Genomic DNA, 15606 nt, shown 5'->3' on the forward strand with positions numbered 1-15606 from the left:
TTTAAGCCATTTTTGTTAGTGTTGAAAATCTATGAGATAAAAGCAAGACTTGGCTACAAAATCATAATATAAACGGCAGTTTTTAGGCAGAAACCTCTTTTTCTTGATACATTTGAAGTGCTTGGCATAACTGCAAAGCATCAATCGGTTGCTGTAATTGGGAGATGACTTTTTGAATCATTTGCCAACTAATACCTTGTTGTCGATCTAATAAAATGTGCGGTATAGCTTGTTCAGTACGGGACAGTTGTAAGCGCTTTTGACCATGAATCACACGAATTTTTTGTCGTTCTTTCAGTAAAATCAAAGGGGTATGACTCTGTGCTTCACTTTCTTCAAACTGAATAAACTTAGTAGTTTGAATGTGCTGTATCGGAATGAAAGGAAAATAATGCTCTTGCTGCCACACGATTTGAGCATCATGACTATAGCATTGAAAAAGCTGATCGAAATCAAATAAATGTTCTTGTAATTTTTCCCAAGAAATTTCACGTATTGCTGCAATTTCATGTTCAAACTGTTGGCAAAAGTTTTGAGTCAAACGAATCGCTTGCATTTGATCTAATGCGCCAAGCAGTACCACATATTTAATAAAGCGTCCTTGCGTATTGGTTTGTTCTGCCAAATATACCGCACGCGCCAACACCTGTTGCTGATCTTCTTCGGGATCAGACAAATGCACCAATACATCGGCATATTGCGTGACTTCTGGCGCTTCAGGCAAAAAGACCCGATACAACTGTGCTGACTCATTTTGGCTTAGATTGAGCGCAGAAATGGGGCAACTATATTGGCTTAACAATAGATTATAAGCTGGGTTGACGCTTGGTTTTTGCGTGCCAGCCGTCATCTGGGCAGTATCTATTGTCGTTGCATCAGGCTGAGTTGTATTCAGTATTGCGTTGGAAATGATCGTTTGGTCTGCTGTCGGTTCAATTGTAAGTTCATCTTTAGCCACGTCCACAACTTGAGTATCAGACGAGGCAACTTCTTCTGTAGCGATGTGGTCTCTAATAAAGTCAAATTGAATTGGCGAATCTACAGCTTTATTTTCTTCCAAGTCTGCAGTGACAAAGACTGGCTGAGTTTGCGCAGCTTCTAGAACTGCAGCTTGTTTCAGTTCTGCATCGGTTTGAAGGCAGTGATATTGTTGCTGCTGTTCCAACATCCAGCGATAGACCTGCTCTAAATCTTGAAACTCACTTAGTAAAGCAGTGCGGTCAGCAGCAGGAATTAACCAAATTTGCCAACCTGCTCTCGGTTGATACAAAATCGCCCAACCTGCTTCAGGCTGTTGATAAAGTACTGTTTCAAGTGCTTCAAGTTGTGTAAATACGCCACGAAAAGATTGTGCATATAAACTTTGTTCTGCAAAAGTTACCGCAGTTTGAATTGGATTTTGTGAGGCTTTAAATGTGAGCAACTGTTTTTGAAAAATCGGTTTATCGCACAGCATAAAAATTTCTTTAATGCGTGCTTTGGCTTTGGCTGTTTCATACAGACTGAGTCTTTTATGCGTTAAAGCATCAATTAAGTCGCGTAATTCTTTAATCAACAGTGATTTTTCTAGTGTATTCATTGATGCATACTTAAATATGTTGTTGTGCTTTTTCCAAATAATCTGCCAAGACAATATTCAGAGCCAATTCAATCAATTTATATTCTGCCGATTGTGGTTGAGGATAGTGTTTGGCTAATTCTATTAAATGGTTGACCTCAATCGCTTGAGGTGGAATTTTTCTTTGTATAAGTGCTTGAAGTTGTTGCATAGGCATCTGCTATAGCAATGAAAAAAAATCACTTTAATTATATGGATTTAATTAAAAAATACATGCTAAAAATTGTCAGCTTTTGTGCTTTTTTAGTCATTATTGACAAAAAATGCGCTTTTTATATGAAAAATAATCAAAAAAATTTAAATCGCAGTGCCAAAAAAGTATTAGCAATTGGGTAGAACACAGTTTTTAGATGTTGCATGGACGATTTAAAGCAAATTTAGCATTAGAAAAACAAACAGCAGCCTGCTTTAGACTGCTGTTTGGGGAGAGAAATGGGAGAGATTAATACAGCTAAAATTAGTGGATAAAACGCGTAACTTAAGCTGCCTTTTGCGAAGTTGGTTCATTTACAACAGCTTCAGATGCAGCCGATTCTGTATTCACTTTTTGAGTTGGAAAATCAGGTACATGCACAATTTGAGCAGATACATTTGCAGCAATTGCTAAAAGTGAAACCATCAAAACAGATTTAAACATATTCATGGGAATATCCATCCAAAGTGTTAATGTCTAGGCAGAAGAATAGACATCGTAGGGAGATCAAACGAAATAAAAAATTCACATGAATCATAACAAAGTTTAAAATTTACAAAATGATCATTTCGGCAATTATTTTAAAAATAGCAATATAAAACAATATATTAGAGTTTTAGCTCTAGTTTTTTATGTAGGCTTAAATGGTTGAGATGTCTGCAAAATTTGTATTTAGATAAGTCTGAAATGCGGGTGAATGGTGACAGTTTTTGACAGTGTGAAATCATGTAATGTTTTGGCTGTGATTGGTTAAACAGTCTAAAAATGCGGTTTTTTTAATCTATGATGGAATTCCAATAACGATAAAGGACAGTGAGAAAATCATGGCAATTGCAAAAGTAGTTGAAGTTAATTCAAGCAGTACAAAAAGTTTTGAAGACGCGATTCAGACTGGAATCGCTAAAGTGACAGAAACAATTAAAAATGTCCAAGGGGCGTGGATTAACGAACAAAAAGTGGTGGTTAAAGACAATCAAATCACGGAGTATCGGGTCAATTTAAAAATCAGCTTCTTGGTTGAATAACACCTCGCTTCATTAACGAAGCATAGTAAGATGACAACTAACCGAAGCATGGTTGCGGGGCAAAGCTGGAACTTTGACCCATTTTAAAAGCACAAAAAAATCCCGTAATGGGATTTTTTTGTGCGTCTAATCAGCTGGAAGAACACTATTCAGCCTTGTCTGTATTTCAATCTTAAGCTTTAGGTTCAGATACATCGCATTGTTCTGCATCGCAGCTTGCTGCATCTTCAAGCTCTAGCTCGCTTGCTGTTTCAAGGGCTTTTTGCATGACTTGCATAAACACTTCACGAGGTTGAGCACCAGCCAAAGCAATGCGTTGATCAAATACAAAGAATGGTACACCCGTCACTTTCAATTGATCACGAGCAACTTCTTGGTCAAATTTAACAAAATCTGCATAATCATCTGAATTGAGCACATCATCCACTTCTACAGGATTTAGACCAATTCGTGCTGCCACATCTTCCAGTGTTTCACGCTCACCAATAGCAAGACCTTGCGTCATATAACTATAGAAAAACGCTTCCTTGGCTTCATTGCCCAAGCCCTTACTTTGCGCCAAATGCACCAAGCGATGTGCGTTAAAGGTATTGCCTGAATTGGCATTTTCCCATTGAAAGTCAATGCCTTCAGCTTTGGCCATTTCTGCAATATTGCGTTGCATGTCTTCAACTTCGGCTACAGTACGGCCATATTTTTGTGCCAAGCGTTCAGAATTGGAAACTTCCTGACGTGGTGGGGCATCTGGGTCGAGTTCAAAACTGTGCCAATGCACTTCTAATTCCACACCTGCCTCTTGAGCTGCAGCTTCTAAACGTTTTTTCCCGATGTAGCAAAAAGGGCAAACAATATCTGACCAAATATCAACGCGCATGAAAAATCTCAAATTCTATTTTTTACTAAGATGGGGATGTCGTACAAAATTTAAAGCAGTAAGTTCAAGGAAACTTGTTTTTGAGTGTCTGGTCAAATAGAAATTGGTATATTCCAATAGCTTAGTAATAAAATAAGTATGAAATCTATACAAATGTGATGGGCTTCACGGTAAGATAAAGCAAATATTAAAAATAAGAGGGCACTCATGCGACGGATAGTGCTAATCATTGGATGTGTAACGGTTATTATTTTTGGGTGGATGTTTTATCAATACAGCAGTCAGCAAAAACAAGTGACGCAATTACACGCCTATCAAAACGTGATTTATGAAAAAGCTGAACAGATTTTTGTACAGGCACAGGATTGGTCTAAACCGATTCAGATTAATGTGCAAGACTCACGCTTAGAGGGGGATTATCAGGTCATGGCCAATTTTGTGCTGAGCCACATGGTACAAAGTGCTGAAGCCAGAAATAGCTATTTGCGTGAACTCAAAGCTTTAAATTGGGATCAGTTTTTAGATCCACAGCGTTTGGCTGAAGATAAAAAACAGGACTATGCCGACACCGAAGCCATGCTGGCACAAGTACGTGCTATGGTGGAGTTGTATCAGGAGCATTTAGAACAACATGAAGCAATGGCATTGGAGCAAATTGAAGCCTTGCCCATTGAAAACAGTTTACGCCGTCATTTGGCAGAATCCTTAATTGAAAGCCGCCATAATGATCAGGGGCATGCTTTGTATGAGTTGGAAAAACAGAACTTGGGCAAAGCTTATGTGTTATTTTCCATTTTAAAAAATAATAAATGGGAGCTGAAAAATAAGACTTTCATGTTTTATGAAGATGCACCATTAAAAGAATTTAATACGGTTTATCAAGAAATTGTGCAGTTAAATCACCAAATGCAGCAAATCAGTCAGCATCATCAACGTGCTTTGAAAGCCAAGTTATAGTGCGTTGCTTTAAACACTTACATCAGATTGTCAAAAGAATGTCATCTGCTGTTCAACTGTCTTGCCTAGACTGAGCCTGTTGATTTAACAGCTTGGTATAGGCAGGTTTGAGATGAACAACATTCAAGTTTTTGATGACATTCAACAACTGTATTTACAATTTCTAGAAAATAGAAACTACCCTAAACTCGAAAACTTAAATAATTGGGGAAAAAACCGTTTCTTTTTCAATCAGCACTTTCATTTGATTGAAGACTGGCATCAAACTGAACAAATCGTGATTGAATTTAATCAGCAATATTACTGTCTAGATACAGGCAGTGCGCCAGACTTTATGGATAAAGACCGTTATATGACTTGGTTGATGGGGGAGTTGCTGATCTGATTGAGTGATCAAGCATTTATATTCAAATATAACTATGCAAGAGAATAAAATCTTAAAATTATAAATTCTGAAAACAATAAAATAAAAATCCCCGCATATTGCGAGGATTTTTTATTGCTTAGAACAAATTACACACGTTCAATAATGGTCGCGATACCTTGACCAAGACCGATACACATAGTCGCAAGACCAATTTGCGTATCTTGTTGTTCCATCACGTTTAACAGCGTAGTGGTAATACGTGCACCTGAACAACCCAATGGGTGACCGAGTGCAATTGCACCACCGTTCAAGTTCACAAGGTCTTGCTTGTCATAAATGCCTAAGCCTTTCAGTACAGACAAACCTTGTGCAGCAAATGCTTCGTTTAATTCAAAAGTTTGAATGTCTGCAATTGACAAGCCAGCGCGTTTAAGCGCTTTTTGTGTTGCAGGTACTGGACCATAACCCATGATTGCTGCATCACAGCCTGCAACTGCCATAGAGCGAATCACCGCACGTGGTTTCAAACCCAATGCTTGTGCACGTTCAGCAGACATGAGCAACATCGCAGAAGCACCATCAGACAATGCTGAAGATGTTGCCGCAGTGACTGTACCGCCTTTCGGGTCAAATACAGGACGTAAAGCTTGGAACGATTCAAGATTAGCATCTGGACGAATCACTTCGTCGATGTCGCACAGCTGTTTAAAGCCATTTGCATCATGACCTTCAATGCCAATGATTTCGTTCTTAAAACGACCTTCTTGCGTTGCAGCCCATGCACGACGGTGTGATTCCACACCAAAAGCATCTTGCTCTTCACGAGAAATACCGTTCATGCGACCCAACATTTCAGCAGTTAAGCCCATCATGTTTGATGCTTTGGCATAGTGCTTAGATGCAGCAGGGTTGATGTCGATGCCGTGCATCATGCCCACATGGCCCATGTGCTCTACACCACCAATGATGAAAATATCACCCTGATTGGTTGCAATTTGTGCCGCAGCCGTGTGGATAGCTTGCATTGAAGAACCACACAGACGGTTTACAGTTTGACCTGCAACTGTTTTTGGAAGATCAGCCAATAATGCAATATTACGACCAATGTTCATGCCTTGTTCTAGGGTTTGATTCACACAGCCCCAGATCACATCTTCAACTTCGTTGACATCGAACTGGTTACGAGCAACTAAAGCACGAACCAATTCAGCCGATAGACTGTCAGCACGTACATTGCGGAACATACCGTTTTTGGTTTTACCCATTGCAGAACGTACGCCATCAACGATGACAACGTCACGTGGATTTAAAGTAGCCATTCACGTTGCTCCTTAACCGTAGAATTTTTTGTTGTTAGCAGCCATGTCACGCAACATTTGTGGCGCTTCATAAGCTTTTCCTAAATGTGCATATTTGTCGCAAAGCGCAACGTATTCAGCAACACCTGTTTGGTCGATGTAACGGCATGGACCACCACGGAATGGAGGGAAGCCTACACCCATAATCATGGCCATATCTGCTTCAGATGGTGTTGCCACAATGTTGTCTTCTAAGCAACGAACAGTTTCGTTACAGAAAGCAAGCATCATACGGTCAATGATTTCTTGCGCATCAAACTCGCGTTTTTCAGCAGTTGCAACAGATGCCACAAGCTCGTATGCAGTTGGATCAACCACTTTGGCTTTTTTGCCTTTACGATCCAATTCATATTTGTAGAAACCGACGTCATTCTTTTGACCAAGACGTTTGTTTTCGTACATGACTTGGATTGAGCCTTTAAAGTCTGGCTTCATGCGGTCTGGGAAACCTTCTGCCATGACTTCTGCACCGTGAACGCCCGTGTCGATACCAACAACGTCGATTAGGTAAGCAGGACCCATTGGCCAACCGAATTTTTCCATGACTTTGTCGACTTGCTGGAAGTCTGCGCCATCTTTAAGTAACAAGTCGAATGCACCAAAGTAAGGGAACAATACGCGGTTCACCAAGAAGCCTGGGCAGTCGTTCACTACGATTGGTGTTTTACCCATTTTCTGAGCAAGCACCACAGTGGTCGCAATTGCTTCAGGTGAAGTTTTTTCACCACGAATTACTTCCACCAATGGCATCATGTGCACTGGGTTAAAGAAGTGCATCCCGACAAAGTTTTCTGGACGTTGTAGGTTTTCTGCCAAACGTGTAATCGAAATGGTGGATGTATTTGACGCGATAATGGTGTTTTCACGTACTGATTTCTCAGTTTCAGCCAACACAATGCCTTTGACTTTCGGATTTTCAGTCACGGCTTCAATCACGATATCGACTTCTTTAAACTCGTCGTAGCTTAAAGTTGGGCGGATACGTGCCAAAGTTTCACCCATTTTTGCAGGGGTTAACTTTTTGCGTTCAACTTGTTTGGTCAATAAGCCATTGGCTTCTTTCATACCCAAAGCAAGTTGCGGATTACCAATGTCTTTCATGATGATTGGTGTGCCTTTGCTTGCCGCTTGGTAAGCAATACCACCACCCATGATACCTGCGCCTAGAACAGCCGCTTGGTTGACAGGGTGTGCACCTTTTTCATATTTCTTAGAAGTTTTCTTCACCACTTGGTCGTTGATGAATAAACCAATCAACGCACCTGCTTGAGGCGTTACAGCAGCTTTAGCAAAACCAGCCGCTTCAGCTTGAAGTGCTTCATTACGTGGCAAGCTTGCACCTGCTTGTAAAGAATCAAGCATGAGTTTTGGCGCAGGGTATTGTGCAGGGTTTGCTTTTGCTAGTACCGCACCTTTTGCTGTGTTGAACGCCATCATTTGTTCAAGTGGGTTCAATTTTACAGGGTCTAATTTTTCTTGGCGTTTTGCTTTCCAGTCTACACGGCCAGCAAGGGCTTGTTTAACCAAGTCAATTGCAGCGTCTTGTAGTTTGTCCGCAGCAACAACGGCATCAACCGCACCGTCTTTCAGTGCAGCAGCTGGTTTTTTAGGATTAGCCATCGCCATCCATTCAACTGCATTGTCGATACCAATTAGACGGCTTAAACGAACCGTACCACCAAAGCCTGGGAAAATACCGAGTTTGATTTCTGGTAAGCCCACCTGTGCTTGGTCTGACATGACACGGTAGTCACATACCAAACACATTTCAAAGCCACCGCCCAATGCCATACCATTGATTGCAGCAACTTTAGGAATTTCTAAATCTTCAAAAGCATTGAAGATGTCGTGAACAGGCAATGCCCAATCCACAATAGCTTGTTCGCCTTGAGCGAAGTTTGCGCCAAATTCGGTGATGTCTGCACCCACGATAAAGGTTGATTTTGCAGAAGTGACGATTAAACCTTTCACTTCATTGTTTGCTTTAACAGCCTCAATCGCAGCTTTAAAGTCTTCAATCGTTGCACGGTTAAATTTGTTGACCGACTCACCTTGTAAGTCAAAGCGGAATTCTGCAATTCCGTCCGAAAGCATTTGGACGGTAATGGCATTGCCAGCGTGGATCATGCCTGATCTCCTTTATTTTGGAGGACTTCTAAGTTGATGTTATGAAGCGTGTGCGATAGTCCTGCACACATATATGCCTCGCTAATCTTACGATAACTATATCGAAAAAAAATATAGCAAGTTGTATCAAGCCGTGACGCAAGGGTCATGATTTTTCTCATAGCACGGAATTGCTTTTTGACCTGATTTTAAAATCCTATTTTTAAAGCAAGATGAAAGTGATTGTTTTCTCTTTTATTTTTAATCGGGTTGTATTGTTTTATGATTTAGAAAAGCTTGATAAATAGATGTTATCAGTGGGTTGTTTTGGGCAGAAAAGTCAATCCATCGTTTGGATGGTGATGTTTTAAAGCGTGAAGCTGGATAGGGGGGATAGCGATTTGCAATGCTGTGTTCTATTTTCTGCTATGACCTCATGCGCTGAAATTGAGTAGAATATGCGCCATTTTTGAATTTCAGCTGTTTTCAGCAATTTGGGTTGTTCTATGTTGAAGTGGGTTATTTTGGCGATTTTTATCGCTTCAGCGTTGTATATTCAACAGCGCGGCAAGGTGCGTCATAGTTTTTATCGTCAGTTTTTTGACCATTCTACCATTCTCGCACCGATCAACTATTTAATGTACTTATTTTCTAAAGTGCCGAATCAACCTTATATCGACACCCAGCACTTTCAAGATTTAAAGGTTTTGGATGACAATTGGGAAATGATTCGTGATGAAGCCAAAGCTTTGTATGAACAGGGTGGTATTAAAGCTTCAAGTAGCTACGATGATTTGGGATTTAACTCATTCTTTAAAACAGGCTGGAAGCGTTTTTATTTAAAATGGTATGACTCCGCGCATCCATCTGCCGCAGAATTATGTCCAAAAACCACAGCATTATTAAAAACTTTGCCTAGCATTAAGGCGGCGATGTTTACTGAACTAGCGCCCGACAGTCGTTTAGTGCGTCATCGCGACCCGTACGCAGGTTCATTGCGTTACCACTTGGGATTGATGACACCAAATGATGACCGTTGTTTTATTGATGTCGATAGTGAACGGTATTCATGGCGTGATGGTGAAAGTGTGGTGTTTGATGAAACCTATATTCACTATGCTGAAAATGGCACTTCTCAAAACCGTATTATTTTCTTTGCCGATGTCGAGCGTCCGTTAAAATCTCGCTGGATGCAAAAATTTAATCACTGGTTTGGCAAGAATGTGATGACTGCAGCAAGTTCTCCGAATGAAGCAGGCGATCAGACGGGTGGCTTAAATAAAGTCTTTGGCTATGTCTATCAAGTGCGTTTAAAAGCCAAGGCTTTAAAAGCTAAAAATAGTCGTGTGTACTATTTCTTAAAATGGTTTTTAATGCTCGGGATTTTCTTCTTAATTTTTATTCGCCCTTATGTGTTTTAGAGTATCACAACGCCTTTCGGGGCGTTTTTTTATGACATTTTTTAGCAATTTCAGCAACGAGCTTTAATCCAGACCTACTTTTATGTATAGAATGAAGTAAATAGGGGAATTTTTATGCAAACGTTTCGTTCTAAAAAAGATTGGTGGGTTTTGGCTTTTGTGATTTGTATGTCTGGTCTATTGATTCAGTTATTGCTGACCATGTACGCCAAAGGCACGATGCCAGCATTTCCTGTGCACACAGGGGTGTATTTCATTACCATTTTTGTGTTGTGGTGGCCTGTGTTCAATACGCGCTATCAGGTCGATGCAGAACGCTTGCAGATCCGTTGCATGTTTTTAAAATGGGACATTCCACGCGACAGTATTCAAAAAATATCTAAAACCAATAATTCGGTAGCGTCACCTGCTTTGTCGCTGAAGCGTTTAAAAATTGATTATCTTCTAGCGGGGCAGCCAAAATTTGTATTGGTTTCACCTAAAGATCAGACCAAATTTAGTCAAGCCTTGGGAATGGAAATTACCGACTAATCCCTAGGGTCTGTTGACATTTCATAAATGGCTTGCGCTGTAGGCTAAAACTGAGCAGATCAGGCATGAAACGCAGGGAATAGCGAGACTATTGCCAAGTTTCATAACGCAATCTGAGAAAGTTTTAGCCACAGCCTTTCAGGACGAGCATATTTTTTGCTGCTATTGCGTTATGAGTCAGTCATTTAGAATGACTAAATTTCCTGCCTCATGCCTTATATCAGCTAAAAAACCTTGCGAGATATATCTCTCACGTCGCAAACATAGACGAATTGTCAACAGACCCTAGGCTTTTTAAGCAAAAATAAGCATCAAAACTTTGAGGATGAGCAGAGCGGCATTCTCAAGATTCACGCAGCATAAGTCGCGGGCTTATTCTATTTTGAGGTGCAATTGATTTGCACTGCAATCTACACATATTTCCGATTTTTCAGGATACTTTAAAAAATATAAAGCTAAAATGGGTTCAAGTTCAGTACGAATTTTACGCCCCAAATGCCGCGCGCCGTAACGAATATCATGCCCCTGATAAAAATAGGCTTTAGCTGCTGCAGTGAGTTCGACTTGGCGCTGTTGATGCTGCAGGCGATGGTTTAACTTTTCCAATTCAATTTCAACCAATTGCGGCAGGGCATCAGCAGATACCGCTTGATAATGCAAACTACGGTCAATCCGATTTAAAAATTCAGGGTCAAATTTACGCTGCATGACTTTTTCAATGATCCGTTGTGTGGGCATGCGTTTTAAGCACAGTTGTTGTACTTTTTGCGGCAACAGATTCAATTTATCTAAGTATTGTTGTGCGGCTTGAGCACCCACATTGCTGGTCATAAAAATCATGCAATTGCGAAAGTCGATGGTTTTGGTGCCTGCAGTCAGGGTCAGTTTGCCTGTATCTAGCACATTCATTAAGCCACGTATCACTTCGCTTGAGGCTTTTTCCAGTTCATCAAACAGCATAATGCCTGGGCGGGTGTGCGAACCTGCAATCGCAGTTTCATCAAATAAACTATGGCCTTCTTTAGAGCCGACATAGCCAGGAGGCGCGCCTGTGAGTGCAGCCGCATAGTGTTCCTGCGCCAAGGTATTCATATCAATGCGGCAGAAGGCATCGGGGCGACCATAAATGGCTTCGGCAATCAGGCGCACCGTTTCGGTCTTGCCAACACCTGTCGGGCCAAGCATTAAAGTCACTGAAAGTGGTCGCTCTGTGCTGGAGAAATCGGCCTTGACCACATACAGCATTTTTTCGATTTCATTCAGCGCTGCATCTTGTCCAATAATCCGTTGACGTAACAATTGCATGACTTGTGTAGGTTCAAAATGAAAGCGCGGCTTGCCAATCAAACGGTCTTTGGCGGATACATACTGATGTGTACTGATCGGCTGGGACGTTGCGGATTGAATGGTCGGTATGCCGTGTGGTGCGGTCGTCATCCTGCACTTTCCTTCTGCTGACAAGATGCCTGAGCATAGCAAATCTTGTGTTGCCGACTGATCGTTTTTAGCACTGAGCTGATCGTTTTAGTGGATAGATCATGTGCTATGCCACAGGATAAAGCTTGAAAAAATCAGATAAAGCAGCACATCATGTAAAGAATGTAGCAAGAATAGGATGACTCGTGAACCCAAACGCAGGTGAGCATATCGAGAAAATTTTGGCAAATATGACCCAATTGCCAGGGGTTTACCGTATGTTGGGTAAAGACGGGGAGTTGTTATATGTCGGCAAAGCCAAAAATTTAAAAAACCGAGTGTCGAGTTATTTTGTCAAAACCATCGAGCATCCTAAAACGCAGGCTTTAGTGGCGCGTATTTATGATATTGAAACTTTGGTGGTGCGTTCCGAAACTGAAGCGTTATTGCTTGAACAAAATCTGATTAAGCTGCATCGTCCACCGTACAATATTATGCTGCGCGATGATAAGTCCTATGTTTATATTTTTGTGTCGGCAGATCAGCCTTATCCGCGTATTGCCAGTGGACGCGGCAAAGGCAAGCATCAGATAGGCAAGTTTTTTGGGCCTTATCCGAGTGCGTACAATGCCCGCGATACTTTGGTGGTGTTACAAAAACTGTTTAATGTGCGGCAGTGTGAAAACAGTTATTTTGCTCAACGGCAGCGTCCGTGTTTGCAATATCAGATCAAACGCTGTTCGGCACCGTGTGTAGGATTGATTTCGCCCGAAGAATATAAAGAAGATGTTAATAATTCGATTCGATTTTTACAGGGCGATAGTAAAGAACTGAATCAGCAATTGATTGCCAAAATGGAAGCTGCAGCCGAAGCGTTGGAATTTGAAAAAGCAGTCTTTTACCGTGACCGTATGGCTTTGTTGCGTGATGTGCAGGCACAGCAAGCCATTTATAAACTCAAAGGCGAAGCCGATATTATCGCAATTGCTTATCAGGCAGGTGTGACCTGTGTGCAAATTATGCATGTGCGCAATGGCAAAATGCTGGGCGGTAAAAGCTATTTTCCTGATATGTTGGGCGATGATTTGGGGCAAATGTTGGCCGATTTTATTGCCAACTTTTACTTTCAGGTGGCCGATGAAATTCCAGCGGAATTGATTGTTAATGTGGAAGTGGCAGATTGCAAAGAGTTGGAACAAGCCTTACAGCAACACTTCGATAAAAAAATTCAAATTAAACATAAAGTGCGTGAAACCCGTGCCGAGTGGCAAGAATTGGCACAAATGAATGTGCAGCATGCCATTAAAGGTAAACTCGCCAATCACTTTGAATTAAATGAGCGTTTTCATCAGTTAGAGCAAGTGGTTGGACGCCCGATTGATCGGATTGAATGTTTTGATATTTCGCACACTATGGGCGAAGACACTGTGGCATCTTGCGTGGTATTTGACAGTGGTGGTATTCGCAAACGTGATTATCGACAATTTTCAATTCAGGATATTCAGGCTGGAGATGACTATGCTGCCATGCGCCAAGCTTTAACGCGCCGTTATAAAAAAGCCATGCTGCCCGATTTATTGCTGATTGATGGCGGTAAAGGGCAGTTGAATATGGCGATGGAGGTCATGCAGGAGTTAGGATTGGATGCCTTTATGATTGGGGTGTCCAAAGGCGAAGGACGCAAACCTGGTCTAGAAACGCTACATTTTACCGATGGCAGCAAAATTCAGCTGCCTGAAGATCATAAGGCGCTGCATTTGATTCAGCAGGTACGTGATGAAGCACACCGATTTGCAATTACCAAGCACCGTGCCAAGCGCGATAAAAAACGTGGCTCATCAATACTTGAAGTGATTCCGGGCTTAGGGCCAAAACGTCGTCGTGATTTACTCACCCATTTTGGTGGCATACAAGGTGTCCTGAAAGCTTCTGAAAAAGAGTTGACTTTAGTACCCGGACTGGGTGAAGTAATGGCGCGTACGATTTATAAAGTGCTGCATGAATGACTAAATTTCCTGCCTCATGCCTTATATTAGCTAAAAATCTTGCGAGATATATCTCTCACGTCGCAAACATAGACGAATTGTCAACAGACCCTATTTACTGCATAAAAAGCAGTATTTTCTACAAAGGTAAATAGCAAAAAAGTGCATTGACTCTGTCGTCATTGAACATTCACATCAGATCGAAACCCTGTAATATCAACCACAACATTGTTTAAGGAAAAGCTATGTCGTTGCTACAGACCTATCAAGCCATTGCCGAGCAAGAATGGATAGACATCCCGCTTGGGTGGTTACAGGGGCGCACTATTTATGGTGGATTGGTGGCAGGTTTGATGATGCAAAAAGCCCAGCTTTGTATTGCCGATCCGAAAAAGCGCTTGCTAAGCAGCAGTGTCACGTTTGTCGGACCTGTGCAACAAGGTCGGGCACGGCTCACGGCGGAAATTCTGCGTGAAGGCAAATCTGTGACCAGTGTCGAAGTTCGTTTATGGCAGGATGATGCAGTACAAAGCATTTTAATTGCCAGTTTTGGTGCGGCACGTGAATCCAGCATTGTGGTGCAACAAGAACGTACTGCGCCCAATTTTCCACCTGCAACGGAATTGCCTGTTACACAGCATCATCCTTTAGCACCTGAATGTTTTCAGCAGATGGATTTGGTTTGGTCTGAAGGACAATATCCGTTTACTGCTAGTCATAAACCTGATTTTGCAGGCTGGATGCGTTTTAACCCAAAACAGCATACGAATCGTGCCATGACCATTGCCGATTTGATGGTGGCTTTTGATATGTGGCCGCCTGGAGTACTGCCGATGTTTGAGCAGCTCGCTCCTGCCAGTTCACTGACTTGGCATGTGACCTATGTCAATCCTTTGCAAAATCAGCTGCAAGATTGGATGAAATATAAAGTTTTTACCGATCATGCTAGCGGTGGTTATGCCACAGAATATGCGCACTTATGGGATGATCAGGATCGGCTAATAGCGATTGCCCGACAGACCATCACCGTGTTTGCCTAGTGACACCTACTAGCATTTCGTATAAAGTGAAGCCTATTCACGATGACAAATCCTCAAAAAACTTGTGAATATGCAGCGTAAAGAGGGGAAACATTGGCGGTGTCTATGACAACAGGTCGTATCCTGAACATTCCAAATATATTAACTTTGGCTCGAATCGCCTTGATTCCTGTTTTTTTGTTGGTGGCGTATTGGCCGCCTGCAATGGGCGTAAATGGTTATGATGGTGGCATGACGCGTCATATTATTTTGACGTCTATTTTTGTGATTGCTGCTGTGACCGACTGGTTTGATGGCTATTTGGCACGTACTTTGAATCAGACCTCTGCATTTGGGCGCTTTTTAGACCCTGTGGCCGATAAACTTATGGTCGCTGCGGCATTGATTGTTTTAGTGCAATGGCAACCGACTATTTCTATGGCTTTTGCCGCGATTGTAATTATTTCCCGTGAAATTACCGTATCTGCCTTACGAGAGTGGATGGCTGAACTCGGCGCACGTACCAGTGTGGCGGTGTCTACAGTGGGGAAATATAAAACAGCATTCCAAATGATTGCGATTTCAGTGTTTTTATTGAACTGGCAACCATTGGAAATGGTGGCTTATTTGTTGCTCTATACTGCTGTAATTTTAACGCTTTGGTCGATGTTTATTTATTTAAAAGCGGCATGGCCATATTTGAAACAGCCTTAAATATCATGATTCTTCATTAAAA

Annotated in this window: 15 protein-coding genes; 8 read left to right on the forward strand and 7 right to left on the reverse strand. The window is 41.6% G+C overall.

The genetic code is table 11. From position 1 onward, the window contains the following. Positions 1-82: 82 nt before the first annotated feature. The 3 genes from FTU70_RS10625 to FTU70_RS10635 form a co-directional block, all read right to left on the reverse strand. Positions 83-1579, reverse strand: a complete 1497-nt coding sequence (locus FTU70_RS10625) for a hypothetical protein (protein WP_180060568.1) — start codon at positions 1577-1579, stop codon at positions 83-85. A 10-nt stretch (positions 1580-1589) separates the two neighbouring features. Next, positions 1590-1769: a hypothetical protein gene (locus FTU70_RS10630; RefSeq protein ID WP_104852940.1), complete on the reverse strand. Its 180-nt coding sequence runs from the start codon at positions 1767-1769 to the stop codon at positions 1590-1592. Positions 1770-2096: 327 nt separating this feature from the next. Next, complete coding sequence (locus FTU70_RS10635) at positions 2097-2261, reverse strand: hypothetical protein (RefSeq protein WP_019836107.1); 165 nt, start codon at positions 2259-2261, stop codon at positions 2097-2099. A 374-nt stretch (positions 2262-2635) separates the two neighbouring features. Between FTU70_RS10635 and FTU70_RS10640 the strand changes: the two genes are divergently transcribed. Further along, complete coding sequence (locus FTU70_RS10640) at positions 2636-2836, forward strand: dodecin family protein (protein WP_004975809.1); 201 nt, start codon at positions 2636-2638, stop codon at positions 2834-2836. A gap of 172 nt (positions 2837-3008) precedes the next feature. Here the strand turns inward: FTU70_RS10640 and FTU70_RS10645 are convergent, their stop codons facing one another. Beyond that, complete coding sequence (locus tag FTU70_RS10645; RefSeq protein WP_180060569.1) at positions 3009-3710, reverse strand: DsbA family oxidoreductase; 702 nt, start codon at positions 3708-3710, stop codon at positions 3009-3011. Between the two features lie 207 nt (positions 3711-3917). On the opposite strand from FTU70_RS10645, the gene FTU70_RS10650 reads away from it, so the two are divergent. Continuing rightward, on the forward strand, positions 3918-4667 hold the full coding sequence (locus tag FTU70_RS10650) for a hypothetical protein (RefSeq protein WP_168417605.1): 750 nt from the start codon (positions 3918-3920) through the stop codon (positions 4665-4667). Between the two features lie 112 nt (positions 4668-4779). Then, on the forward strand, positions 4780-5052 hold the full coding sequence (locus FTU70_RS10655; protein ID WP_168417604.1) for a hypothetical protein: 273 nt from the start codon (positions 4780-4782) through the stop codon (positions 5050-5052). 128 nt (positions 5053-5180) lie between these two features. On the opposite strand, the gene fadA is transcribed toward FTU70_RS10655, so the two are convergent. Then, positions 5181-6353: an acetyl-CoA C-acyltransferase FadA gene (gene fadA, locus FTU70_RS10660; RefSeq protein WP_180060570.1), complete on the reverse strand. Its 1173-nt coding sequence runs from the start codon at positions 6351-6353 to the stop codon at positions 5181-5183. 12 nt (positions 6354-6365) lie between these two features. Continuing rightward, a complete protein-coding gene (gene fadB / locus FTU70_RS10665) occupies positions 6366-8519 on the reverse strand; it encodes a fatty acid oxidation complex subunit alpha FadB (protein ID WP_180060571.1) in 2154 nt (717 codons plus the stop codon). A gap of 485 nt (positions 8520-9004) precedes the next feature. Between fadB and lpxO the strand changes: the two genes are divergently transcribed. Together lpxO and FTU70_RS10675 are read left to right on the forward strand one after the other, a co-directional pair. Further along, positions 9005-9919 carry a lipid A hydroxylase LpxO gene (gene lpxO, locus FTU70_RS10670; RefSeq protein ID WP_131260941.1) on the forward strand — a complete coding sequence of 305 codons (915 nt, stop codon included), beginning with the start codon at positions 9005-9007 and terminating at the stop codon, positions 9917-9919. A gap of 114 nt (positions 9920-10033) precedes the next feature. Then, entirely contained in the window at positions 10034-10450 is a 417-nt protein-coding gene (locus tag FTU70_RS10675) for a PH domain-containing protein (RefSeq protein WP_131260939.1), read from the forward strand. Positions 10451-10822: 372 nt separating this feature from the next. On the opposite strand, the gene FTU70_RS10680 is transcribed toward FTU70_RS10675, so the two are convergent. Next, positions 10823-11887, reverse strand: a complete 1065-nt coding sequence (locus FTU70_RS10680; protein WP_179988504.1) for an AAA family ATPase — start codon at positions 11885-11887, stop codon at positions 10823-10825. Positions 11888-12072: 185 nt separating this feature from the next. Here FTU70_RS10680 and uvrC point away from each other — a divergent pair, with 185 nt between their 5' ends. From uvrC to pgsA, 3 genes are all read left to right on the forward strand, one after another. After that, entirely contained in the window at positions 12073-13872 is a 1800-nt protein-coding gene (uvrC, locus tag FTU70_RS10685) for an excinuclease ABC subunit UvrC (RefSeq protein ID WP_004975832.1), read from the forward strand. A gap of 224 nt (positions 13873-14096) precedes the next feature. After that, positions 14097-14891, forward strand: a complete 795-nt coding sequence (locus FTU70_RS10690; RefSeq protein WP_096901351.1) for a thioesterase family protein — start codon at positions 14097-14099, stop codon at positions 14889-14891. Between the two features lie 105 nt (positions 14892-14996). Beyond that, entirely contained in the window at positions 14997-15584 is a 588-nt protein-coding gene (pgsA, locus tag FTU70_RS10695) for a CDP-diacylglycerol--glycerol-3-phosphate 3-phosphatidyltransferase (protein WP_004975835.1), read from the forward strand. Positions 15585-15606 lie beyond the last annotated feature (22 nt).

The sequence above is a fragment of the Acinetobacter sp. YH12135 genome, assembly GCF_013418565.1.
Taxonomy (GTDB): domain Bacteria; phylum Pseudomonadota; class Gammaproteobacteria; order Pseudomonadales; family Moraxellaceae; genus Acinetobacter; species Acinetobacter towneri.